This window comes from Cohnella hongkongensis (assembly GCF_042654645.1).
Classification (GTDB): domain Bacteria; phylum Bacillota; class Bacilli; order Paenibacillales; family Paenibacillaceae; genus Cohnella; species Cohnella hongkongensis.
In genome coordinates this window covers 159,597-182,578 of sequence record NZ_JBHSEP010000007.1, presented here as the reverse complement: position 1 = coordinate 182,578, position 22,982 = coordinate 159,597, and the positions used below count along the sequence as shown (strand labels likewise).

Genomic DNA, 22,982 nt, shown 5'->3' with positions numbered 1-22,982 from the left:
ATATAACATAACCTTACAGGCTCTGGCAACCACAACTTTCCTTGCCGCCGGGACGCGCCGACCTTAGAACAGCATCAGTTGGTTCGATTCGGGAAGTCCGCGGAACGCGCCGAGTCCGGCCAGCACCTCGACGATCGTCTTGCTCGCGCGCGAGCGCTGCTGGAAGTCCTCGATCGACAGGAAGTCTCCCTCTTCCCGAGAGGCGGCGATATTGCGGGCCGCGTTCTCCCCGACGCCCGGAATGGCGCCGAAGGGGGGAATCAGACTATCTCCGTCGACGATGAAGCGGGTCGCTTCGGAGCGGTACAGATCGACGGATTTGAACTTGAAGCCCCGCGCCGTCATCTCCAGTCCCATCTCCAGAATCGAGATCATATTCTTTTCCTTCGTCGTCGCCTGGAAGCCCTTCTCCTCGATCTCTATCAGCGTCTTCAAGATCGCGTCGTAGCCTTGGCAGAACAGCTCGACGTCGAAGTCGCCCGCCCGCACCGAGAAGTAAGTGGCATAAAATTCGATCGGATAATACAATTTGAAGAAGGCCGTCCGCACGGCGGAAATGACGTAGGCTGCGGCGTGCGCTTTCGGGAACATGTACTCGATGCGCAGACACGAATCGATGTACCATTGCGGCACCTTGCAGCGCTTCATCTCTTCGATCCATTCGGGCGTCAGCCCTTTGCCCTTACGCACGCTTTCCGTAATTTTGAACGCTAGCGACGCGTCCATGCCCGCCTTGTAGATAAGAAAAAGCATAATATCGTCGCGACAGCCGATAACCGTCTTGATCGTGCACGTATTGTTCTTGATCAGCTCCTGCGCGTTGCCGAGCCATACGCCCGTTCCGTGGGACAAGCCGGAAATCTGCAGCAGGTCGGCGAACGAGGAAGGCTTCGTCTCCTCCAGCATCTGCCGCACGAAGCGCGTTCCCATCTCCGGCACGCCGAACGTCGCCACCGGGGAACGAATCTGCTGCGGCGTTACGCCAAGCGCTTCGACCGAATTGAACAGGCTCATCACCTTCGGATCGTTCATCGGAATCGTCGTCGGATCGACGCCGGTCAAGTCCTGCAGCATCCGCATCATCGTCGGATCGTCGTGTCCGAGAATATCGAGCTTGAGCAGGTTCGCGTCGAAGGCGTGGTAATCGAAGTGCGTCGTCTTCCAGTCGGCGCTCGTATCGTCGGCCGGATATTGAACCGGCGTAATGTCTTCCACTTCCATATAGTCCGGGACGACGACGATGCCGCCCGGATGCTGTCCGGTGCTTCTTTTGACCCCGGTGCATCCCGCCGCGAGCCGGCTCAGCTCCGCTCCGCGCCACGACTTTCCGTGCTCCTCCTCGTACTTCTTCGTAAAGCCGTACGCGGTTTTCTCGGCGACCGTGCCGATCGTCCCGGCGCGGAACACGCTTTTCTCGCCGAACATCACCTTCGTGTAATTGTGCGCGTGAGGCTGATATTCGCCCGAGAAGTTCAAATCGATATCGGGAACCTTGTCCCCCTTGAAGCCAAGGAACGTCTCGAACGGAATGTCCTGCCCTTCTCCGCGCATCGTCGTGCCGCAGTTCGGGCACGCTTTGTCCGGCAGGTCGAAGCCGCTCGGCACGCTGCCGTCGAGAAACCATTCGCTGTGCTTGCAGTCCGGCTTGCGGCACAGATAATGGGCCGGAAGCGGATTAACCTCGGAGATGCCGAGGAACGTCGCGACGATCGACGAGCCGACGGAGCCCCGCGAGCCGACGAGATAGCCGTCCTCGTTCGACTTTTTGACGAGCCGGGCGGAGATGAGATAGTTGGCCGAGAACCCGTACTTGATAATCGGCACGAGCTCCTTCTCGAGCCGGGCCGTCACCACCTCCGGCAGCTCGTCGCCGTACAGGCTGCGCGCCGTCGCGTAACAGGTGCTGCGGATTTCGTCGTCCGCCCCTTCGATGATCGGCGTGAACAGCTCTTCCGGGAACAGCTTGATCTCCTCGAAGCGGTCGGCCAGCTCGGACGTGTTCTTCACGACGACCTCGTACGCCTTCTCGGCCCCGAGAAAGCGAAACTCCTCCAGCATCTCGCTGGTCGTGCGGAAGTGGGCGTCCGGCTTGCGCTGGTCCTTGAGCGGACTGAAGCCGGTAATGCCGTGAATCGTAATGTCGCGGAAGATTTTGTCCCGCGGCTGCAAATAGTGGACGTTGCCCGTGGCGATGACCGGCTTCGACAGCTTCTCGCCGAGCCGCACGATGCGGCGCAGCGCTTCCTCCAGCGAGGCTCGGCTGCCGACGAGCCCTTTCTCCAGCAGATGGAGGTAGAAATCGATCGGCTGAATCTCCAGCACGTCGTAGAAGGCCGCAACCTCTTCGGCATCCTCGATCGACTTGTTCAGCGTCGTCTCGAACAGCTCGCCCTTCTCGCAGCCCGAGACGACGAGCAGCCCTTCGCGGAGCTCCGTCAGCTTGCTCTTCGGAATGCACGCCACCCGGTGAAAATAGTCGGTATGAGAAAGAGAAATCAGCTTGTACAAGTTCTTCTTGCCGACCGCGTTCAGCGCGTAGATGCCGCAGTGGAACGGTCGCGTCGTCTTCCAGCCGTTCTCGTTCAGGCCGTTGAGCAGATTCAGCTCGTTCACGCCGCGATCCTGCAAATCCTTCAGCAAGCCGTTCAGAATGCCCCCGAGCGCGACCGTGTCGTCGATCGCCCGGTGATGGTTCTCCAGCGACACCTTGTACAGCGCGGCGAGCGTGTTCAGTCGGTGGTTTTTCATCGTCGGGTGCAGGTAGCGGGCCACCTCGAGCGTATCGAGCACGGGGTTGTCCACCGGCGGCAATCCGAACCGCTTGCAGGCGTGCTGGATGAAGCCGATATCGAAGCCCGCGTTATGGGCGACGAGCACCGCGTCTCCGACGAAGGCGATGAACTCCTTCAGCTTCGGCTCCAGCTCCGGCGCGTCTCGGACCATATCGTCGGTAATGTTCGTTAGCTGCTGAATGTTGTACGGAATCGGCTCGTGCGGATTGATGAACGTCTCGAAACGGTCGATCTCCTGGCCGTTCTTCATCTTGACGCCCGCCAGCTCGATGATCTTGTTGTCGGTCACCGAGAGGCCGGTCGTCTCGATGTCGAATACGACGTATTCCGCGTCCGCCAGCGTCTGCTCCCTCGGCTGGATAACCATGCCGACCGAGTCGTTGACGACGTTGGCTTCTACGCCGTAAATCACTTTAATGCCGTGCTTCTTGCCGGCCTTGGCGGCGTCGGGGAAGCTCTGCACGTTCCCGTGGTCGGTTACGGCGATCGCCTTGTGCCCCCACTTGGCCGCCGTCTTGACGTAGACGTCCACGGGCGTCACCGCGTCCATCGTGCTCATCGTCGTATGGAGATGGAACTCCACCCGCTTCTCCTCGGCCGTATCCTTCGGCTCCGGCGGAGCGGGAATTTCCCGGATGTCGTTCGGGAACATGACCAGCTCCGGCGGGTTCAGGAAGCGGTCGTACTCGACCTTCCCGCGCATTTTCACCCATTTGCCGTTGGCCAGCAGACCGAGCATTTTAATATCCTCTTTGTTCTTGCCGAAAATCTTGATCGACAGCGAATCGGTAAAATCGGTAATCGAGCAGGTGAACAGCGTGCTGCCCGTCCGCAGCTCCTTCGTCTCCAGGCCGAAGACGACGCCCTGGACGGTGACCTTCTTCTCCTCCTCGCGAATGTCCTGAATCGGGACCGGAGGCTCCTTGATCTCGTAGCCGTGCTGCAGCACCTGAGGCGCTTCGCCCTCCTCGGCCGGAGGCGCTTCCTCCCTGGCGCTCGCCATAATCTGCTCGATCGCGGCGCGGTTCTCCTCCTCGATCTTCTGCGTAAACTCCGTGTACGTGTCCGGGCTTGGCGCTCCGACCGTCATCTTCACGCGCAGCGGGCGCAGGAAGCGCATATCGAAGTATCGCCCCGCATACCCGTCGATCTCCTTCTTCCGGGCAAGCCCGAGGTTCGTCTCGTTGAGCAGCGCGATCGTGAGCACGTCGCCGTCTACGCTTACGTCGGCCTTCGCAAGCCAGCCGTTGACGGACGCGACCTCCTTCTGCATCCCGTCCACGAACGCCTGCCAATACTCCTTGACGATCGCGTCCGAGGAGATCTCCGGTCCGTAGCGGATGACGATGTCGACGTCCGCGATATGTTGAAGCTTCGACCTGACCCTGTCCAGCAAACCTATGTATATCGTTCTCGGAAGCAATACGTCCTTGCCGATCGTAATCGTCCATCGCTTGCGGGACCGGCTGATTTCCACCTTCTCGATCTGCCCGTCCCGAAAATGCTGCCCCAGCCATTCCGTCGGGAGCTCCGCCTGCTGCAGCAGCACTTCGAACCGCCTGCGCCTATCATCCGTCGGCTGCATTCCACGTTCCTCTCCTTACCTGTTCGCCTTGAAAAATAAAAGCTTCCGTGAAAAAGGCCGACGCGGAGGAACCGCATCCGGACACCGTCTTCCATCAGAAGCTGACGTTGCTTTCTATTATTCTACTAAAAGGCTGGCGAACCGGCAACCTGCTCCTGTCGAAAAAAGCCGCGACTTGTCCTCTGCTGCCGGTTGCTGCCGGGACGGCTTGCCCGGCCCGTTCTCAATACGCCCGCGCGAACACGACGGTATGCTCGGCCGCATCGCCGCATACGAGACATCGGCTTTTCCTCTCGGAGGGCTCGAACGGGATGTTCCGGCTCGTGGCGCCGGTCTCGTCCTTCACCTGCTTCTCGCAAGCGTCCGAGCCGCACCAGCCGGCCAGCGCGAAGCCGCGCTTCTCCTCCATCGCCGCCTTGTACTCGTCCAGCGTGTCGACCGAGAAGAAGTTGTCCTCGCGGAAAGCTCGCGCGCGCTCGAACATGTCCGCATGAATCTGCTCCAGCAGCGCCTGCACCTCGGCGACCAGGTTGTCCAGCGCCACCGCCTTCTTCTCGCCCGTGACGCGGGAGACGAGCACGCACTGGCCGTTCTCCAGATCGCGAGGGCCGAGCTCCAGACGGATCGGAATGCCGCGCATCTCGTATTCATTGAACTTCCAGCCCGGAGAGACGTCTGCGCGATCGTCCACGCGCACGCGGATTCCCGCAGCCTTCAGCTGCGCAAACAGCTCGTCCGTCTTGCCGATGACGACTTCGCGCGTCTTCGGAGGGCCGATCGGAATCATGACGACTTGAGTCGGCGCGACCTTCGGCGGCAGCACGAGTCCGCGATCGTCTCCGTGAACCATGATCAGGGCGCCGATCAGACGGGTGCTGACCCCCCACGAGGTCGTATGGCAGTATTGCTGCGTATTCTCGCGGTCCAAATACTTGATGTCGAAGGCGACGGAGAACTTCGTGCCCAGATAGTGGGACGTCCCGGCCTGAACGGCTCGTCCGTCCTTCATCATCGCTTCGATCGAATACGTGTCGACCGCTCCCGCGAACCTCTCCGACGGCGTCTTCTGGCCCTTGATGACCGGAATCGCCAATACGTTCTCCACGAAGTCGGTATAGACGTCCAGCATCTGCATCGTTTCTCTGCGGGCGTCCGCTTCGTCCTCGTGAGCCGTATGGCCTTCCTGCCACAGAAACTCGCTCGTCCGCAAAAACGGCAGCGTCCTTTTCTCCCAGCGTACGACGTTCGCCCACTGGTTAATCAGCAGGGGAAGATCCCGGTAGGAGTTGATCCACTTCGCGTACATGTGGCCGAACATCGTCTCCGACGTCGGACGGATGGCCAGCTTCTCTTCGAGCTGCTCGCCTCCCGCTTCGGTCACGAAGGGCAGCTCGGGGTTAAACCCTTCGACGTGCTCCTTCTCCTTCGTGAAGAAGCTTTCCGGAATGAACAGCGGAAAATAAGCGTTGCGGTGGCCCGTCTCCTTGAACCTGCCGTCCAGCTCGCGCTGCATGTTCTCCCACAGCTCGTAGCCGTCGGGGCGGAACACGATGCAGCCGCGCACCGGCGAATAGTCCATCAGCTCCGCCTTCTTGATGACATCGATGTACCAGCGGGAGAAATCCTCGCCTTGAGGCGTAATCTCCGTTACGAAACCTTTATCCTTCGACATGACGTTCCTCCAACTTTATCCTAGGCTTGCGAAGCGCTTCATCTTGCGAAAAGCCGTATACGGCTCAGTTTCTGACCAATCCCACGATATCGTTATACGTCACGACAATCATGAGCAGCATGAGCATGGCGAATCCGACGAGGTGCACCATGCTCTCCCGGTTCGGATCGACCGGCTTGCCGCGGATCGCCTCCAGACCGAGGAAGAGCAGCCGGCTTCCGTCCAGCGCCGGAATCGGCAGCAGGTTGAAGATGCCCAGATACAGACTGAGAATGCCCGCCCACAGCGTCAAGTCCGGCAGCCCCCGCTGCGCGATCTCCACCGTCACCTGCGTCGTCTTGACCGGTCCTCCGATATCGTCGAGCTTGAATTCTCCGAAGATCAGCTTGCGGAAGCCTTCGAAGATCATTTCGGTCATCTCCACCATGTTCGTTCCCGCGAAGCGGATCGTCTCCGCGACGCTCGGGCTTCGCATCTCCCCGATCGGGTAGATGCCGATCTTGCCCGTCTCCGGATCGGGCGTCACCTTGATCGGCAGCTCCACGCCGTTCCGGTCGACGACGATCGAAAGCTGTTGGCCCGCCGAGGCGTTGATTTTCTCGACCATGCCGTTCAGATCGCCGCCGACGGGCTCCCCGTTGATCGATTTTACCCAGTCGCCCTTCTCTATGCCGGATTGAGCGGCCGGCGCGTCCGCCACCACGTCCGAGATGAACACCTTCGAAGAGTTCTCGATTGGAACGCCCTGCAGCACCAAATAAAGCGCGAACAGAGCGAAGGCGAGAACGAAGTTCATGACCGGACCGGCGAAAATCGCCAGCGCCCGCTGGCCGACCGTCTTATGCCCGAACTGGCGGTCCAGCGGCGCGATCTGCGTCTCCCGCCCTTTGGCGATGACGAGCGCTTGAGGATGCACAGAGTAGCGTTCGATGTCGCCGTCGATATCCAGCGCGATGTGCAGCCCCTTCTCCAAATCCAGCGACTTGACCTCTCCGCGCATGACGTTCGACCGTTCGTCCAGTCTGTCCAGGTAAATGCGCGTCACCTTGTCGTCCTTCAAGCGAACGGCCAGCGTCTGACCCGGCTGCACCTCGACGATCTCCGGGTCCTCCCCGGCCATTCGGACGAAGCCTCCGATCGGCAGCAGGCGCAGCGTATAACGCGTCTCGCCCTTCTTGACCGAGAACAGCTTGGGGCCGAAGCCGATGGCGAACTCGCGCACGAGAATGCCCGCTCTGCGGGCAAAATAGTAATGGCCCCATTCATGCAGGGAGACGAGCAAGAAAAACATCAATATCGTCAGCAGCGCTACCTGTAAGTTTCCCATCTGTCCAACCCCTTTGCGATTCGAAGACCACCGTCCGGATTGGCTTTCCGGCTCGGCTGATTCTTAGATTACATGATTGTCCGAGCCGATACAAGCGCGGCCGAGCTTTCCTGCCTTCAGCGCTCTCGGGTAGAGGTCAGATCAACGAAACCGCCTCCCGGCGGGCCCAGGCGTCAGCCTCGAGAATGTCCTCCAGCCCGGGGGACGGAACCGGCGCGTGCTTGGCGAGCGTTCGTTCGATCGTCTCCTCGATCGCGAGAAAGGAAATCTCGCCCTTCAGAAACCGGGCGACGGCGATCTCGTTCGCCGCATTAAAAACGGTCGTCGCCGTGCCGCCCGCGCGCCCTGCTTCGTAAGCCAGACGAAGGCACGGATAACGCTCGAAGCTCATCGGCTTGAAGTGCAGCGTCCCCTGCTGGAGCAGATCGAGCGGAGAAGCCGGGGAAGCTGCGCGTTCCGGGTAGGTCAGCGCGTACTGAATCGGCACGCGCATATCCGGGTTGCCGAGCTGCGCCATGACGCTCGTATCGACGAACTCGACCATGGAATGAACGATGCTCTCCGGATGCAGCACGACGTCGATCTGGTCGTAGGGGAGATCGAACAGCCAGCGAGCCTCGATCACCTCGAGGCCTTTGTTGGCCATCGTCGCCGAATCGATCGTCACCTTGGCTCCCATGCTCCAGTTCGGATGCTTTAACGCATCCTCGACCGTCACGTTCCGAAGCTGCTCCCTTCCGAGATCTCGGAAGCTTCCGCCCGAAGCGGTCAGCATCAGCCGCTTGACCGCCTTGGCCGGCTCGCCGTTTAAGCATTGAAAGATGGCGGAATGCTCGCTGTCGACCGGCAAAATCGAGACCCCCTTGGCCTTCGCCCGGCTCATGACGAGATGCCCCGCCGTTACGAGCGTCTCCTTGTTGGCCAAGCCGATGTCGGCGCCCGCCTCGATCGCAGCCAGCGTCGATGTCAGTCCCAGACTGCCGACGAGCGCGCAGACGACGTAATTCGCGCCCGACTCGCCGGCGATCTGCCGCAAGCCCTGCTCCCCGTGCACGACCCGCACGCCGGCCGGAGCCTCGGCTCTCACTTGCGCCGCCAGCTCTTCGGTGCCGGCGGACACCCACTTCGGCTTGAACGCCCGCACCTGTTCCAGCAGCAAGCTCACATTGGCCCCCGCCGCCAGCCCCACGACCTCGTATTCGCCGGGACGGCGAGAGATCACATCAAGCGTCTGCGTTCCGATGGATCCGGTGCTGCCGAGTACGGCTATTTTTTTCATAGTCAACCTCCGCTGTCCACTCTATGTTTATGTCGTCCCCCGCCAGATTATCCTGCCAGCAGGCCAAGCAAATGGACGAACGGGAAAACGATCAGCCAGCTGTCCGTTCGGTCCAGCACGCCGCCGTGTCCCGGCAGCAGCCCGCCGGAATCCTTCACCCCGCGGAACCGCTTGTACGCGGATTGAATGAGATCGCCCAGCTGTCCGGCTATCGCCGCCGTCAGGCCGATCAGCGCCGCCCGGCCGTAGCCGAGCCATTCCGGCTGCGCGTAGGCGAAGACCAGGGCGATCCCTACCGCGATCGCAAGCCCCCCGATCGCGCCCTCAACCGTCTTGTTCGGGCTGATCGACGGCCACAGCTTCGTCCGGCCGATCGCCTTGCCGACGAAATAAGCGCCGGCGTCCGAGGCCCAGATGCAGGCGAACAGGAGCGCCGACCAGAAGACGCCCTGTTCAAGCTCCCTTGTCGCCGCCATATAATGAAAGCCCATGCCGATATAGACCGCTCCCAGAAACAGGACGCCGGCGTTTTCCAGCTGGATGCGGTTTTTGCTGATTACGGTTGCGGCCAGCAAAGCGAACAGGAGCAGCCAGACGACGGCCTCGAACGAAGGGAGCTTCCCTTCGAACGGCAGGCCCGGCAGGGCGATCAACAGGACCGCCGCGAATCCGAACAGCACGTCGGGCCGCGTCCAGGCTTGTCCGTTCAGCCTGGCGAATTCCCAGTATCCGATAAGCGCCATGATCAGCAGAAGGCTGTTGTAATACCAGCCTCCCGCAACCAGTAATCCGATGAATATCGCTCCGGCGACGACGCCGGTAACGATCCGCTGACCCATGCCGTCACAGCCCTCCGTAGCGGCGCGCGCGCCGTTGATATTCTCTGATCGCTTCGTACAGATGCCGTTCTCCGAATTCCGGCCAATACACGTCGGTGAACCAGAACTCGCTGTAGGCCAGCTGCCACAGCATGAAGTTGCTCAGCCGAAGCTCGCCGCTCGTCCGGATCAGCAGATCCGGGTCCGGCAGACCGCTGCTCAACAGCCGTTTCTCGAAGTCGTCCTCCTTCAGCGCATCCGGATCCAGCTGCCCGGCGGCGGCCTGCCTGGCGACCTCCTTGACCGCTTCCAGCATTTCGTGCCGGCTCCCGTAATTCAGGGCGAAGTTCAGAATAAGGCCGGTATTGTTCGCCGTTTGCCGCACCGCTTCCTCGACGGCTTCCACCGTATGCGGAGGGAGCTGCTCCCGATGGCCCATCATCCGGACCTGAACGTTGTTATCGATCAATTCCTCCAGCTCGATCGACAGAAACTCCTGAGGCAGCTTCATCAGAAACTCCACCTCCGCCTTCGGCCTTTTCCAGTTTTCCGTGGAGAAGGCGTACAGCGTAAGCACCTCGACGCCGACGCGGTCCGCGGCTTTCGTAATGCGCTTCACGGCTTTCATGCCGCTGTGGTGGCCGGCAATGCGGGGCAGTCCTCTCGTCTTCGCCCAGCGGCCGTTGCCGTCCATAATGATCGCGACATGCCTCGGAATATTGTCGCCGGTCGGAAGCTCTTCCTCTCCCGCCTGCGCCTGTTCGATGTCGTCTGCCGTTAACGCCCCGCCACGTCTGCGGAACCATTTTCCGAACAAACCCATGATTGCATCCCCCTAGTAGCGGCAACGCTCACCCTGCTGCAAGTCAAAAGAGAATAAACCCCACCTTGCGGAGGGGTCGTGCGCCTTACCCTTTAGACTTCCATGATCTCTTTTTCTTTGGCAGCCAAAATTTTGTCGACTTCGGCGACGAACCGGTCCGTCAGCTTCTGTACGTCGTCTTGGTGGCGGCGGGACTCGTCCTCGGAAATTTCGCCCTTTTCCTTCTTCTTGATCTCGTCGTTGGCGTCGCGGCGGATGTTGCGGATGGCGACCTTCGCTTCCTCGCCGAATTTCTTCGTCGATTTGGCCAGCTCCGCCCGGCGCTCCTCCGTCAGCGGAGGAATGTTCAGACGGATGATCGAACCGTCGTTAGCCGGCGTCAGTCCGAGATCCGATTTCTGGATCGCTTTCTCGATGGCGGGCAGCGCCGTCTTGTCCCATGGGGTAATGACGATGGTGCGGGAATCCGGCGTATTGATCGCGCCCATCTGGTTGATCGGCGTAAGCGTCCCGTAGTATTCGGCTTGCACCCGATCCAGCATCGCGGCGGACGCGCGCCCCGCCCTCAGGGTCGCAAGATCGCGCTTCAACGCGCCCAACGCTTTCTCCATACGTTCTTCGGCGTCTTTCTTAATCGCTTGCGGCATTAGTCCATGCTCCCCTTTACGATCGTGCCGATTTTCTCGCCCATGACGGCACGTTTAATATTGCCTTGCTCAGTAATTGCGAACACGAGAAGCGGAATATTGTTATCCATGCATAAGGAGGATGCGGTCGAATCCATGACGCCAAGATTTTTGTTGAGCACGTCCATGTAGGTGAGCTGCTCGTACTTCTCCGCGCCCGGATCCTTGAACGGATCGGCGCTGTAGACGCCGTCGACCTTGTTCTTGGCCATCAGAATGACTTCGGCCTCGATCTCCGCCGCCCGAAGCGCCGCAGTCGTATCCGTCGAGAAAAACGGATTTCCCGTTCCCGCCGCGAAAATGACGACCCGTCCCTTCTCCAGATGCCGAATCGCGCGTCTGCGGATGTAAGGCTCCGCGATCTGCTGCATCGCGATCGACGTCTGCACCCGGCTTGGCACGTCCATCTGCTCCAGAGCGTCCTGCAGAGCGAGCGAGTTCATGACCGTCGCGAGCATCCCCATATAGTCCGCCGTCGCGCGATCGATCCCCTTCTGGCTGCCCGCGATGCCCCGCCAGATGTTGCCCCCGCCGCAGACGATCGCCACCTCGACGCCAAGCTCGATCACTTCCTTGACCTGCTCCGCGATCGACAGAATCGTCGTAGCGTCGATGCCGTAGCCGTTGTTGCCAGATAGAGACTCGCCGCTCACCTTTAATACCACGCGTTTATATACGGGACGTTCCAACGTTTTGTACCTCCAGCATGCATATTTAAAAAAGAGGGAACACGCCGTGTTCCCGGATGGGTAGATCTCTTATTGGTTGACTTGCGCCATAACCTCTTCTACGAAGTTGTCCGTCTTCTTCTCCAAGCCTTCGCCCAGCTCGTAGCGAGCAAAACGGCGGATGGAGATTTTCTCGCCGATGGCGGCGATTTTTTCGTTCAGCAGCTGAGTGATCGTTTTGTCCTGATCCTTGACGAACACTTGCTCCATCAGACAGTTTTCTTCGTAAAACTTGTTCATGCGGCCTTCGACCATCTTGTCGACGATTTTCTCCGGCTTGCCTTCGTTCAGCGCCTGGTTGCGGAGAATTTCCTTCTCCTTGTCCAGCTCGGCCTGGGACACTTCTTCGCGGCTCAGGAACTTCGGATTGGCCGCGGCGATCTGCATCGCGATGTCCTTCACGAACGCGCGGAATTGATCGGTCTTCGCCACGAAGTCGGTCTCGCAGTTGACTTCGACGAGAACGCCGATCCGTCCGCCGGCGTGGATGTAGGATTCCACGATTCCCTCCGTCGCGACCCGGTCGCCCTTCTTGGCTGCCGCCGCAAGGCCCTTCTCGCGGAGAAGCTCGGACGCCTTCGTCAGATCGCCGCCCGCTTCCTCCAACGCTTTTTTGCAATCCAACATGCCTGCTCCGGTTCTTTCGCGGAGCGTTTTAACGTCTGCTGCATTTATTGCCATGGGGACTCCTCCTAAATGTATGCTTTCCCGCGCTCTCAAGCGCGAGTCAGGCTGATCGTTTTTGGAAAAAAAGGGCGGTGAGAAGTTCCCTTCTGACCACCCTTCGATCGTAACTGTATGTTCGAACCGGAAGCTCCGTCGAATTAAGCGGTCGTCTCTTCGCCTTGGCGGGATTCGACGATAGCGTCGGCCATCTTGGCCGTCAGCAGCTTAACCGCGCGGATCGCGTCATCGTTGCCGGGGATGACGTAGTCGATCTCGTCCGGATCGCAGTTCGTGTCGACGATGCCGACGATCGGGATGCCGAGCTTGCGAGCTTCCGCAACCGCGATGCGCTCTTTGCGAGGGTCGATAATGAACAGAGCGTCCGGCAGCTTGCGCATGTTCTTGATGCCGCCGAGGAACTTCTCGAGGCGTTCTTTTTCTTTGCGAAGGATAATTACTTCCTTCTTGGGCAGCACGTCGAACGTGCCGTCCTGCTCCCATTTGTCCAGCTGGTGAAGACGGTCCGTACGCTTCTGAATCGTAGAGAAGTTCGTCAGCGTACCGCCGAGCCAGCGCTGGTTGATGTAGTATTGACCGCTGCGCTCCGCTTCTTCCTTAACGGAATCCTGAGCTTGCTTTTTCGTGCCTACGAACAGCATCGTGCCGCCGTTCTCTCCGAGCTGACGCACGAAGTTGTATGCCTCGTCGACTTTCTTAACCGTTTTTTGCAGATCGATAATGTAAATGCCGTTCCGTTCAGTAAAGATGTACTTATCCATTTTCGGGTTCCAACGACGTGTTTGGTGACCGAAATGCACGCCTGCTTCAAGCAGCTGCTTCATGGAAATGACTGCCATCTTCCTGCACCTCCTAGTGGTTTTTGGTGAATCTCCGCCGCTTCTCGCGCTTCCCGCCAAAACTCGTCCGAATTTCCGAACAAGCACCGTTGACGGAATTGAAAAGCGTGTGTTTTTTGCACCGAGAAATAATATACCATATCGGGTATGTTCGCGCAATGGCCCGCCTGCAATATTCTCAAGTTCGTCAACTTTCGAGCTCGACTTATTTAGGGCGCACCAATTCGTCCATAATCTCCTGATAGGTCGGCTTGCCCGTAAACACGGCCGTCCCGACTCTCATCTTGTTGGCCACCGGTCTCGTTCCTTCGATAAAAGCTTTAAGGTCGTCGATGACGCCCTGCTTCAGCAGCTCCTCGCCGACCTCGGTCAGACTCATTCCGTAGCTGATGTTCACCGAAACCTGCCGCTGCTCCGCCTCTTCGGTCTCTTGCCGTTCCGTCTCGGAAGGTTCCGGCTCCTCATCCGCCGCCGCATTCGCCGCCGAGCCGGAGTCGGCCGGCTCCCCGGACGTCCCGGTCGAGCCGGCGGCGCCTTCCTCGCCGGCCGCCTCGCCGCCGCTCTCCCGCTCCAGCTGCGCAAGTCGATCCGCGACAAGCGCGTCCAGCTGCTCCTGCGAGAGCAGCAGCAGATTGGCCTTCTTCGCTTCGTCGCTCAGCTGCTCCGCCGTCAGCGGTTCTGCCGGCAAGGGGGCTTCGCCCTGCTTTTCCGCGAACAGCATCATCTGCAGCATGACCGCGCCGACGATCAGCCCGATCCCGAACCCCATCCACCAGCTTCGATGTTTACGCATGCTGCTGTTCCTCCCGTTTGGCGAGCTGCAGAATTAGCTGGACTTCGCCCTTGTTCATGCCTGCCGCTTTCGCGATCTGCTCGACGGATTTGCCCTTCTCGTACATCCCGAGAAGCTCCGCGTATCTGCCGCGAATCGTCGTCGGAACGGTATCCGGCTCCGGGCGCTCAGAGCGTTCCGGGAATGCTTCTCCGGCCTTCTCGCCAGTTGGGATCGGATGGACTTCCGGGTCTGGGCTCGCTTCCATAGAGCGGGACGTTCCGCTAGGCTCGACGGGTGCAGGGGGGAGTGGCGAAGCCGTGGATGGGGGTTCCGTTGGGGTCGCGGACATACGAGGCTGTTCCGACAGCGACTTCATCTGCTGCTCCAGTTCGACGATTCTGCGGCCGAGCGTCTCAACCGTACCGTCGTGCTCTTGCTTAAACTTGGCGACGGCGTCCAGCAGCTCGCGATTTTCCGCTTCCAGATCCTCCATCAGCCGCTGGTACGCCTCTTCGCTAACCGCTTCCTGCTCGGGACCGCTGACAGACTTCGGCTTCATCCATGCGAATCCGAATATCGCGGCCCCGAGCGCTACCATGTAAAACCAAGGATCCACCCCGAACTCTCCTCTCCAGCTTGCCGTTCATGATGTCTTAGCCTATAAAGTCGATATGCTTCCCTTTATACGGATGCTCCGGAGGCTTGCTCTCTTCCTCGGCCTGCTCCTGGGCTTTTCTCGCCGATTGACGCTGGTTGTTCCGCTCGCGGGGCTGACGGTCCGAGATCGTCCCGCCTTCCGCCGACTCGGCTTTCGTGCTTCTCGTCGCGTCCTGCTCCGCGGCCTTCACGGCCTGCTGGCCGAGCAAGCCCTGCTCCGTAGCCGAGCGCTGCTGCTGCTGGTGCTGCAGCGGCGTTACCTCCACGGTCCGCGGAAGAGAAAACTGCAAATCGACCGGTCTGTAGCTCATGTCGCATCACCTCGATTGGGGATCAATTGAACGGAATCATCACGATGTCTCCGTCCGAGAACCGCAAAGAGACTCTTTGCGAAGCTTCCTTTACAAATCGCGTATAGCGTCCGATGACGATCTTCGTGCCGCCCCACAGCGTATGAACCGCGTCTACGCGCGCCGTTGTCGCATCCTCCAGCGTCTTCTCGATCTCCAGCATTCGGTCCTTGGCCGCCTTAAGCTCCTCTGTCGTCTGGCGCTTCGTAGTCGTCAGCTTCACCCGCAGCGCCAGCTTGTCCCCGCTCAGCTGCCCGGCGGCGGCCATCTGATCCAGCATCGACAGCGCTTTCTCGGTCTTGTCCAAGCTCTCGGACAGCTCGCGCATCGACGTTTTCAAATGTCCGAGCTCCAGTCGCAGCTCGGGACGAACGCCGACCTCGACGACGGTCGCCGTCGACATCGAATTTCCGATCATCCTCGCCGTGACCCGTTCTCCCGCCTGAATCGTGCCGCCTACGATCAGTCCTTTGGCGCCCATGCATTTAACCGATTTGCCGGCGCGGACGTTCGAGTGCATAATGCTCTGGGTCACCAGCACGTCCTCGCCGGCAACGACGTTCCCCTCTTGGACAAACGAGCAGCGAACGTTGCGGCCGGCCTTCACATATCCTTTGTTCGTTCCGATAATTCCGCCGGTAATTTCGATCGATCCCTCCGACTCCACCTCGGCGCCCTCAATTCCGCCCGTAACCCGGATATCCCCCGATGCCCGGACCCGGAACCCGGTCAGAATATTGCCGCGGACGACGACGGTGCCGACAAAATCGATGTTCCCGATATTGTAGTCGACGTCTCCGTTCACTTCGAAAACGGGGAAGACGTTAAGCTTGTCCTTGTCGGTTTTCGTTACGAGGCCGTCGATCGCCGCGTACATCGCGACTTTCTCGGGATTCACGACGACGTTTTTACCGATCTTGAACTGCACGTCCTTGCCTTCCTTCGGAGGAATATCCTCCCCTGTGACGGCTTTGCCCGGCTCGCCCGGCTCCGCGGGCACCCTCTCGGCGATCAGTTGGCCCGCCTTCACGTTCGCCAGCTTCGTCACTTGCTTGTAATCGACGCTGCCGTCCTCGCGCTCGACCGGGCCGCGGCTCTCCTCCTCGTCCTCGCCGTAGAGCAGCTTGATGTAGCCGTCCTTGCCGGGTTTAGGCGGAGTGCCGACAGCCACGATGTTCTGCGTGAAATAGAAGTCCTGAGGTTTCTGCGCAATGAGGTAGATCGCGTCCGACTGCAGGCCCGCCTCGACTCCTTTCGACAACAAAAATTGCTCCAACTCGCGGGCCGAAAACTTCGGCTCTCCCTCCACTCTCTTAAATACGAGGTAAGCATACATCTTGTCGTCGGATATCGTAACCTGCAGACCATCCTCCATGGAGAAGCTTCCATTGTCAGGCATCGTTAACGCCCCCTTATCCGTTTTGAAGCAGCTGTTCCTTTTGTTTCGCCAGCGCCCCGCGGAGTCTCAAAATCGCTTTGGAATGCAGTTGGGAGATTCTCGAAGGCGACAGACACATCACTTCCGCAATCTCGCTAAGCGATAAATCTTCGTAGTAGAACAAAGAGATGACGGTGCGCTCCTTCTCCGTCAGCTTCGTGATGCCGTATTTCAGAGAGTCTTTCAAATACGTCTCGTGAACTTTGGACTCCGGACTGACGGCTTTGTCGTCCACGAGCAGCGAAAGACGGGTCTCGGACTCTTCCTCGCGGATCGGGTCTTCCAGGGAAAATACGGCCGCCACCGCCACCTCTTGAAGCATTTGTTGAAATTCCTTGTTGCTAATATTCAAATAGTCGCATATCTCGTCATCCGAAGCAGATCTTAAATGCTTCTGCTCCAGAACCGTATAGGCGTCCTCGATTTTTTTCGCTTTGTCTCGAACCGAGCGGGGCACCCAATCTCCTTGCCTAAGCCCGTCGATAATAGCCCCCCGGATTCTCCATGAAGCATACGTTTCGAACTGGAGGCCGCGCCGATAGTCGAACTTCTCGATCGCATCGATCAGTCCCATGGCGCCGTTGCTGGCCAGATCGTCCTTCGTCACATTTTTCGGCAAACCTACCGCCATACGGCTGGAGACGTAATCTACAAGCGGCAAATAGTGTTCGATCAGCCGTTTTCTTGCATCCGGATCCTCGTCGTCTTTCCATCGCTGCCATAAATCCTGATGAGATAGCCGGGAACGTGTTTGATCGACCATTCTGTCCTCACCATCCTTATTCGTCCGTCAGGCGCCGTATCGCCTGAGCCACTTCCTCCGGATTCGGATTGTCGAGTGACACCACCCGCTTAGGCTGCAAAGGCTGGAAGCCTTTGACCTCCTCGTCTGCTGTCGCTTCGGGCCTGCCGTCGGTCCACTGCTCCTTCAGCATCTCCGACAAGGCCTCGCCTTCGTCCGGGGTCGTCAGATCGAGCACGCTCCCCCGATCCGGTCCGCTCTCGGCCGCTGCCGCGGCCGGCTTGCCGGGCGCGAGCAATTGCCCGAGGACGAAGCTGAGCGCAAGCGCCAAAGCGGCAAAGGCCAGAAAGGCATACAAGCTTCTGAGCAATGTCGTTCCCAGCGGATTGTTCGACAGGGAGATCACGCACGTCAACAACGCTCCGAAAACTCCGAATCCGATTGTGAATCGCCAGGAACCTTTCATCTTAAATCTCCTTTACTCCGTGCTGCACGCTGCGAATGAGAAATACGCCGTTCTGACTGTACAATTCCACCGTTCGGCCGTAGTTGCCCCCGGTATCCTCCGCCACGAGACGGATCGAAAACCGTTCCAGCTCGTGCTTCGTCGCTTCCACGTTGCGCGGCCCGATCCGCATCGTATCCGCCCCGCCCATGAAAGCGAACATCTGCGCTCCGCCGGCCATCTTGGCGACGAGGCGATGGATCGACGCGCCCCTGCTCTTCAGTCTGTTCACGAGCTCCGGGACGGCCGTATCCGCGTATTTGGCGATATTCAGCTGGCCTTCGCGGGCAATCTCGGAGGACGGCAGCATAATGTGCGCCATTCCGCCGATGCGCAAATCGGGATCGAACAGAGTCAGTCCGACGCACGAGCCCAATCCGGTCGTCTTCAGCACCGCTCCGCCCTCTCCGATATTGAGGTCCGCCATTCCGACTTTAATCAGAGTTCCTTCGGTCATCAGAACGGCACTCCTAACGCGCGAAAGAGCTTCTCGAACGAGTCCGGATCCGGTATGAGGAAAAAATGGCCTTCGGCGTCCTGCTGCCCTTCCAGAAAAGTCGTATCGATGAGCAATGCGTCGTCGCCCATCGTCCCGAACTGAAGCAGACCGTAGCTCAAAATCGCCCCCGCCATGTCCACCGCCAGGGAAGGCACCGTCGGCGACATCCGCAGTCCGGTGAAATCCGCCAGCGCCGACAAATACGAACCGGCCAGAATGTTGCCGATCTCGTTCAGAGCCGACAGTTCAAGCTCGCTGTAGGGATCGTTCTCCGCCGCGCTGAAGCCCAGCAGCCCTTGCAGAATCCGGCGGGCCGGGCCTTGCTTGATGATGAAGAACATGTTGCCGGGCGCATCCCCTTCGACGCGAAGGAAGATGGCAATCACGACCGCTTCCGAGCCGCCGACCCGCTCGGCAATCTCCTCGAACGGGAGCAGATTGACGGTAGGCACCGCCATATCCACCGGCTTGTTCAGAAGCGTCGACAGCGCGGTCGTCGCATTGCCCGCGCCGATATTGCCGACCTCCCGCAGCACGTCCAGCTTGAAATCCGCATTGTTTCTGAACAGATTCACGGTTTATTCCCCGAACTGTTCCAGCTGAATAATCTCGCTGCGGTTCAGAACCTCGGACAGATTGAGCAGGATCAGCAGGCGATCCTCCCCGATCTTGGCCACACCGCTTAAGTATTTGGCCTTCACTCCGCCGACCACTTCCGGCGGGTTCTCGATGGCGTCGCTCATGACATCCAGCACGTCGTTCGCCGAATCGACGATAAAGCCGACCTCCAAGTCGTTCGCGGCGACGATGATGATTCGGGAGTTCTCCGTATACTCCGATTCGACAAGGCCGAAACGGCCGCGCAAGTCGATGACCGGAATGACGACGCCGCGGAGATTGATAACGCCCTTGACGAATCCCGGCGTTTTCGGCACGCGGGTAATCGGCAGCATCCGCTCGATCGTGCGAACCTTGTCGACCTCGATTCCGTACTCTTCCTGCGCCAGCGTGAAGACGATCACTTTCATTTCCTCTGCCATGAATGATTCCTCCCTTAGAGTCCGGACTGTTATTTAATAATCGCGTTTGGATCCACGATCAAGGCGACTTGCCCGTCTCCGAGTATCGTCGCTCCCGAGACGACGCCCTTCACGCCCGCCAAATATTTTCCGAGAGGCTTGAGCACGATCTCGCTCTGTCCGATGAATTCGTCGACGAGAACGGCGGCCAGCTTGTCTCCTTTGCGAACGACGAGCATTTCGGTTTCGCTTTCCTCGTCATCGCGATAATCCGGCGAATCGATCAATTGGGCCAGAGAGATGACGGGAATGATCGATTGCCGATAGTCGATCATGCGATTGCCGTGCAAGGTGCGGATTTCGGCCCGCTTGATCGAGCCCGTCTCCACGATCGAGGAGAGCGGGAACGCATACTTCTCGGAGCCTTGCTTGATAAGCATCGCCGCGATGATCGACAGCGTCAGAGGAAGCTGGATCGAGAACTTCGTCCCTTGTCCAAGCGTCGACGTGACGGTCACGTTGCCGCCGAGGGAAGTGATCTTCGACTTGACGACGTCGAGGCCGACGCCGCGTCCGGAGATGTCCGACACTTTGTCTGCCGTGCTGAAGCCCGGAGCGAACAGCAGCATGTTCACTTCGTCGTCGCTCAGCGTCTTCGCTTCCTCCGGCGTGACGACGCCCCGCTTGATCGCCGTCTCCAGCACCTTCGGGCGATTGATCCCCTTGCCGTCGTCCTCGATCTCGATAAACACGTGGTTGCCGCTGTGGAACGCCCGCAGCACGACCGTTCCGGACTCCTGCTTGCCCTGCGCGACCCGGTCGGCGATCGATTCGACGCCGTGGTCGACCGAATTGCGAATCAGATGGACAAGCGGATCGCCGATCTCGTCGATAACGGTGCGGTCGAGCTCGGTCTCGGCCCCGACGATCACCAGCTCCACCTTTTTGTCCAGCGATTTGGCCAAGTCTCTGACCATGCGCGGGAACCGGTTAAAGACGCTCTCTACGGGAACCATCCGCAGCTTCAGCACGATGTTCTGCAGATCGGCGCTGACCCGCGCCATATGCTCCACCGTTTCCGTCAAGTCGTTGCGGCGAATTTCGAAAGCCAGCTGCTCCAGACGGACGCGGTCGATCAGCATCTCGCTGAACAGGTTCATCAGCGTATCGAGCCGCTCGATATCGACCCGGATCGTGCGGGGAGCGGCCGATCCTCCGGAAGCCGCGGCAGCCGCAGGCCGGGCGGGGCCCTTGTCGGCCGCCGGGGCTTGCGGAGTCGAAGCGGGGGCCTGCGCGGGCGCGGACGCCGCGGCGACTTCCTTCTCCGCCGATCCGCTCTTCCGGGAAGAGCGGAAGTTGTCTTCCATCTCTTGCAGGGAAGCTTTGTCCACCGCGTTCATCGTGACGGATTCGATCTCGGACACCTTCGAGAGCTGTTCGTGCAGCGTCTGCTCCGGCGTCTGAGTAATATAGTAGACGGAGAAGCTGCGGTCGAACTGCTCCTGCTCAATCTCCTGGACGGACGGATACGATTTGACGACTTCCCCGTTTCTCTCGAGAACGTCGAACACCATGTAGGCCCGAGCCGCCTTCAGCAGACAATCCTCGCGGACTCTCACTTCGATATAGTAGGCCGAGTGGCCGCCCTCTATCGATTGTGCCAGAATGGACAGCTGATACTGATCGAGCACCAGCGACGCAGGCAACGCCTCCGCTGCGCCGGCTGCCGCGGAAGAAGCGGCAGCCGGAGAGCCGCTATCGCCCTTGACGATTCCTTTCAGACGCTCGACGAGCTCGCCGACCTCGCCTTTCCCCGTTCCTCCGCCGATGATGTCCTGAACCATCGCCTCCAGCGCGTCCAAGCATTTGAACAGCGTATCGAAAATATGGCCGTTCATGCTAAGCTTTTCGTTGCGGACGAGATCCAGGACGTTCTCCATTTCATGGGTGAGCGAAGCGAGATCCTCGAACCCCATCGTTGCGGACATCCCTTTTAGCGTGTGAGCGGAGCGGAAGATCACCTGCACGATGCCGATATCCTCCGGCTGCTGCTCCAACCGAAGCATATTCTCGTTTAGCGCTTGCAAGTGATCGTTGGACTCGTCGATAAACATGGACATGTACTGATTCATTTCCATGGCCGGACACCTCCTTGTGGGCTGAGCTTTCAGCGCGTTAGGTTTTGCGCGTTTTCATTTCCTGCACGAGAACCGGAGCGATGCCTTGCAGCGGCACCTGATGCGTTGCGGCTCCGAGCTCGACCGCCGAACGGGGCATTCCGTATACGATGCAGGTCTGCTCGGATTCGGCGATCGTCGTCAGGGCGCCGTCGTCGAGCAGCGCCTTCATCCCTTTGGCGCCGTCGCTGCCCATGCCGGTCATCAGCACCGCATGCCGCTTTAACTGCCGATGACCGACGAGAGACTCGAACAACACGTCGACGGAAGGCATATGGCCGCTGCGGGGGCCTTCGTTCGAAAGCCTGATCCGGTACTTGCCGGCCTCATCCTTCGCCAGCGACATATGCTTGCCTCCCGGCGCGATGTACGCGGTTGCCGTTTCGATCGGCTCTCCGTCCGTCGCCTCGCGGACATGGATGCTGCAGAACGAGTCCAGCCGCTGCGCCAGAGAATGCGTGAATTTCGGCGGCATATGCTGTACGACCAGAATCGGGGCGGGGAAATCCGCGGGAATGCCGGTCAACACTTCATGCAGCGCCCTCGGTCCGCCTGTCGAGGTGCCGATCGCGACGATCTGCGTAAACGAAGTCGTCGGCTTCGGCCCGATAACTGGCGCGGCGGGCGGCGAAGCGGCAGGCGCCGGCTGCGGGGCGGCGGGCGCTTGCGGAAGCTCTCGGCGAGCGGAGGGCCTCCTCTCCTCCTTCTTGACGACGGCGGTCGGTTCGCCGCCGTCCGCCGCCCTGCCCGGCTTTAACGGCTTGCGCTCGCCCGCCGCAGGCTCCGGGGGCTTCCTCGCTCCAGGCAGCGCCGTCCCTGCGGCGGACTCGGCCTTGCGAATTTCCGGCTCCCGCCGGGGAAGCTTCTCCGGCTTCTCCGGCTTACCCGACTGATCCGGTTTATCCGGCTTTACCGACTTCTCCGGCTTCGGCTTCTCCGCTCCGGGGAGCGGCGGTGCCGCCGGCCTCCCCTTGCCGGCGCTTCTCGGGGCTGACGGCGCGTCCTCGGACGCCGGCGGCTCCTTCCCCTTCTCCTCTCGGGGTTCAGAGTCGACCGGCGGAGGAGCCGGCGGAGGAACGATCGGCGCCGCCTTCTCTTCCACTGCGGGCAGCAAGCGCATCGGACCGCTGTGAATCGTCTCCGCCACGATGCGGAGCTTCTCCAGCAACTGCTCTCCGACCTGGCGAATGTCCAGCTTCACCGCGCCGTCCGGCTTGCGAATAAAGTCGATCGCTCCGAACTGAAGCGCCCGTATCGTATCCCGTGTGCCGTTGTCCGTCACTGCGGACAGCATAATGACGGGAGTCGGTCTCACCGCCATAATTTTCTGCAACGCCTCAAGCCCGTTCATGCGCGGCATTTCCAAGTCCATCGTAATGATGTCCGGCTTAAGCTCCTGCGTCAGTTGTACCGCTTCTTCGCCGTCGCTTGCCGTTGCCAATACTTTGAAAGCGGCGTCTGTGTCGATGACATCGCTGAACACCTTGCGCATGAAAGGAGAATCGTCAACGATGAGCACTTTGAACGCTGTCACAGGGCATCCTCCTTGTCGATCTAGATGTTTTGATGGCCTCGCTCTCGCCTACC

Annotated in this window: 21 protein-coding genes; all 21 read right to left on the bottom strand. The window is 59.8% G+C overall.

Annotated features, from left to right (window positions below):
• Positions 1-63: 63 nt before the first annotated feature.
• Positions 64-4,377, bottom strand: coding sequence for a PolC-type DNA polymerase III (locus ACFO3S_RS12080; protein WP_378095890.1), 4,314 nt, complete (start codon positions 4,375-4,377; stop codon positions 64-66).
• A 223-nt stretch (positions 4,378-4,600) separates the two neighbouring features.
• Positions 4,601-6,049, bottom strand: a complete 1,449-nt coding sequence (gene proS / locus ACFO3S_RS12075) for a proline--tRNA ligase (protein WP_378095888.1) — start codon at positions 6,047-6,049, stop codon at positions 4,601-4,603.
• A 64-nt stretch (positions 6,050-6,113) separates the two neighbouring features.
• On the bottom strand, positions 6,114-7,376 hold the full coding sequence (gene rseP / locus ACFO3S_RS12070; protein ID WP_378095885.1) for an RIP metalloprotease RseP: 1,263 nt from the start codon (positions 7,374-7,376) through the stop codon (positions 6,114-6,116).
• A gap of 136 nt (positions 7,377-7,512) precedes the next feature.
• Positions 7,513-8,655 carry a 1-deoxy-D-xylulose-5-phosphate reductoisomerase gene (locus ACFO3S_RS12065; RefSeq protein ID WP_378095882.1) on the bottom strand — a complete coding sequence of 381 codons (1,143 nt, stop codon included), beginning with the start codon at positions 8,653-8,655 and terminating at the stop codon, positions 7,513-7,515.
• Between the two features lie 47 nt (positions 8,656-8,702).
• The gene (locus ACFO3S_RS12060; RefSeq protein WP_378095880.1) at positions 8,703-9,494 is read right to left on the bottom strand and encodes a phosphatidate cytidylyltransferase; all 792 of its coding nucleotides are present in this window, start codon (positions 9,492-9,494) and stop codon (positions 8,703-8,705) included.
• A 4-nt stretch (positions 9,495-9,498) separates the two neighbouring features.
• Complete coding sequence (locus ACFO3S_RS12055) at positions 9,499-10,296, bottom strand: isoprenyl transferase (RefSeq protein WP_378095877.1); 798 nt, start codon at positions 10,294-10,296, stop codon at positions 9,499-9,501.
• Positions 10,297-10,388: 92 nt separating this feature from the next.
• On the bottom strand, positions 10,389-10,943 hold the full coding sequence (frr, locus tag ACFO3S_RS12050) for a ribosome recycling factor (protein ID WP_378095875.1): 555 nt from the start codon (positions 10,941-10,943) through the stop codon (positions 10,389-10,391).
• A complete protein-coding gene (pyrH, locus tag ACFO3S_RS12045) occupies positions 10,943-11,671 on the bottom strand; it encodes a UMP kinase (RefSeq protein WP_378095870.1) in 729 nt (242 codons plus the stop codon). The genes frr and pyrH overlap by 1 nt, the downstream gene beginning before the upstream one ends.
• A gap of 69 nt (positions 11,672-11,740) precedes the next feature.
• The gene (gene tsf / locus ACFO3S_RS12040) at positions 11,741-12,391 is read right to left on the bottom strand and encodes a translation elongation factor Ts (protein WP_378095867.1); all 651 of its coding nucleotides are present in this window, start codon (positions 12,389-12,391) and stop codon (positions 11,741-11,743) included.
• Between the two features lie 143 nt (positions 12,392-12,534).
• Positions 12,535-13,233: a 30S ribosomal protein S2 gene (gene rpsB / locus ACFO3S_RS12035; protein ID WP_378095862.1), complete on the bottom strand. Its 699-nt coding sequence runs from the start codon at positions 13,231-13,233 to the stop codon at positions 12,535-12,537.
• Positions 13,234-13,438: 205 nt separating this feature from the next.
• Positions 13,439-14,026 carry a hypothetical protein gene (locus ACFO3S_RS12030; protein WP_378095860.1) on the bottom strand — a complete coding sequence of 196 codons (588 nt, stop codon included), beginning with the start codon at positions 14,024-14,026 and terminating at the stop codon, positions 13,439-13,441.
• Positions 14,019-14,624 (bottom strand): hypothetical protein, encoded by a 606-nt coding sequence (locus tag ACFO3S_RS12025; protein ID WP_378095858.1) that lies wholly within the window; start codon positions 14,622-14,624, stop codon positions 14,019-14,021. Before ACFO3S_RS12025 ends, ACFO3S_RS12030 begins: the two co-directional genes overlap by 8 nt.
• Positions 14,625-14,661: 37 nt before the next feature.
• Positions 14,662-14,976: a hypothetical protein gene (locus tag ACFO3S_RS12020; RefSeq protein WP_378095855.1), complete on the bottom strand. Its 315-nt coding sequence runs from the start codon at positions 14,974-14,976 to the stop codon at positions 14,662-14,664.
• A gap of 22 nt (positions 14,977-14,998) precedes the next feature.
• Positions 14,999-16,414 carry a DUF342 domain-containing protein gene (locus tag ACFO3S_RS12015; RefSeq protein ID WP_378095852.1) on the bottom strand — a complete coding sequence of 472 codons (1,416 nt, stop codon included), beginning with the start codon at positions 16,412-16,414 and terminating at the stop codon, positions 14,999-15,001.
• Positions 16,415-16,427: 13 nt separating this feature from the next.
• Positions 16,428-17,216 (bottom strand): FliA/WhiG family RNA polymerase sigma factor, encoded by a 789-nt coding sequence (locus tag ACFO3S_RS12010; RefSeq protein WP_378095849.1) that lies wholly within the window; start codon positions 17,214-17,216, stop codon positions 16,428-16,430.
• A 16-nt stretch (positions 17,217-17,232) separates the two neighbouring features.
• On the bottom strand, positions 17,233-17,661 hold the full coding sequence (locus ACFO3S_RS12005; protein WP_378095846.1) for a hypothetical protein: 429 nt from the start codon (positions 17,659-17,661) through the stop codon (positions 17,233-17,235).
• A 1-nt stretch (position 17,662) separates the two neighbouring features.
• On the bottom strand, positions 17,663-18,160 hold the full coding sequence (locus ACFO3S_RS12000; RefSeq protein WP_378096085.1) for a chemotaxis protein CheD: 498 nt from the start codon (positions 18,158-18,160) through the stop codon (positions 17,663-17,665).
• Entirely contained in the window at positions 18,157-18,774 is a 618-nt protein-coding gene (locus ACFO3S_RS11995; protein ID WP_378095843.1) for a chemotaxis protein CheC, read from the bottom strand. Before ACFO3S_RS11995 ends, ACFO3S_RS12000 begins: the two co-directional genes overlap by 4 nt.
• Before the next feature lie 3 nt (positions 18,775-18,777).
• Complete coding sequence (locus tag ACFO3S_RS11990) at positions 18,778-19,239, bottom strand: chemotaxis protein CheW (RefSeq protein WP_378095840.1); 462 nt, start codon at positions 19,237-19,239, stop codon at positions 18,778-18,780.
• A 29-nt stretch (positions 19,240-19,268) separates the two neighbouring features.
• Entirely contained in the window at positions 19,269-21,356 is a 2,088-nt protein-coding gene (locus ACFO3S_RS11985) for a chemotaxis protein CheW (RefSeq protein ID WP_378095837.1), read from the bottom strand.
• A gap of 37 nt (positions 21,357-21,393) precedes the next feature.
• On the bottom strand, positions 21,394-22,929 hold the full coding sequence (locus tag ACFO3S_RS11980; protein WP_378095835.1) for a protein-glutamate methylesterase/protein-glutamine glutaminase: 1,536 nt from the start codon (positions 22,927-22,929) through the stop codon (positions 21,394-21,396).
• Positions 22,930-22,982: the final 53 nt, after the last annotated feature.

What these genes read in the sequence shown, in the direction of transcription:
- ACFO3S_RS12080 (WP_378095890.1), bottom strand. Translation starts at nt 4,377, where the DNA reads ATGCAGCCGACGGATGATAGGCGCAGGCGGTTCGAAGTGCTGCTGCAG.
- proS (WP_378095888.1), bottom strand. Translation starts at nt 6,049, where the DNA reads ATGTCGAAGGATAAAGGTTTCGTAACGGAGATTACGCCTCAAGGCGAG.
- rseP (WP_378095885.1), bottom strand. Translation starts at nt 7,376, where the DNA reads ATGGGAAACTTACAGGTAGCGCTGCTGACGATATTGATGTTTTTCTTG.
- ACFO3S_RS12065 (WP_378095882.1), bottom strand. Translation starts at nt 8,655, where the DNA reads ATGAAAAAAATAGCCGTACTCGGCAGCACCGGATCCATCGGAACGCAG.
- ACFO3S_RS12060 (WP_378095880.1), bottom strand. Translation starts at nt 9,494, where the DNA reads ATGGGTCAGCGGATCGTTACCGGCGTCGTCGCCGGAGCGATATTCATC.
- ACFO3S_RS12055 (WP_378095877.1), bottom strand. Translation starts at nt 10,296, where the DNA reads ATGGGTTTGTTCGGAAAATGGTTCCGCAGACGTGGCGGGGCGTTAACG.
- frr (WP_378095875.1), bottom strand. Translation starts at nt 10,943, where the DNA reads ATGCCGCAAGCGATTAAGAAAGACGCCGAAGAACGTATGGAGAAAGCG.
- tsf (WP_378095867.1), bottom strand. Translation starts at nt 12,391, where the DNA reads ATGGCAATAAATGCAGCAGACGTTAAAACGCTCCGCGAAAGAACCGGA.
- rpsB (WP_378095862.1), bottom strand. Translation starts at nt 13,233, where the DNA reads ATGGCAGTCATTTCCATGAAGCAGCTGCTTGAAGCAGGCGTGCATTTC.
- ACFO3S_RS12030 (WP_378095860.1), bottom strand. Translation starts at nt 14,026, where the DNA reads ATGCGTAAACATCGAAGCTGGTGGATGGGGTTCGGGATCGGGCTGATC.
- ACFO3S_RS12020 (WP_378095855.1), bottom strand. Translation starts at nt 14,976, where the DNA reads ATGAGCTACAGACCGGTCGATTTGCAGTTTTCTCTTCCGCGGACCGTG.
- ACFO3S_RS12015 (WP_378095852.1), bottom strand. Translation starts at nt 16,414, where the DNA reads ATGCCTGACAATGGAAGCTTCTCCATGGAGGATGGTCTGCAGGTTACG.
- ACFO3S_RS12010 (WP_378095849.1), bottom strand. Translation starts at nt 17,216, where the DNA reads ATGGTCGATCAAACACGTTCCCGGCTATCTCATCAGGATTTATGGCAG.
- ACFO3S_RS12005 (WP_378095846.1), bottom strand. Translation starts at nt 17,661, where the DNA reads ATGAAAGGTTCCTGGCGATTCACAATCGGATTCGGAGTTTTCGGAGCG.
- ACFO3S_RS11990 (WP_378095840.1), bottom strand. Translation starts at nt 19,239, where the DNA reads ATGGCAGAGGAAATGAAAGTGATCGTCTTCACGCTGGCGCAGGAAGAG.
- ACFO3S_RS11985 (WP_378095837.1), bottom strand. Translation starts at nt 21,356, where the DNA reads ATGGAAATGAATCAGTACATGTCCATGTTTATCGACGAGTCCAACGAT.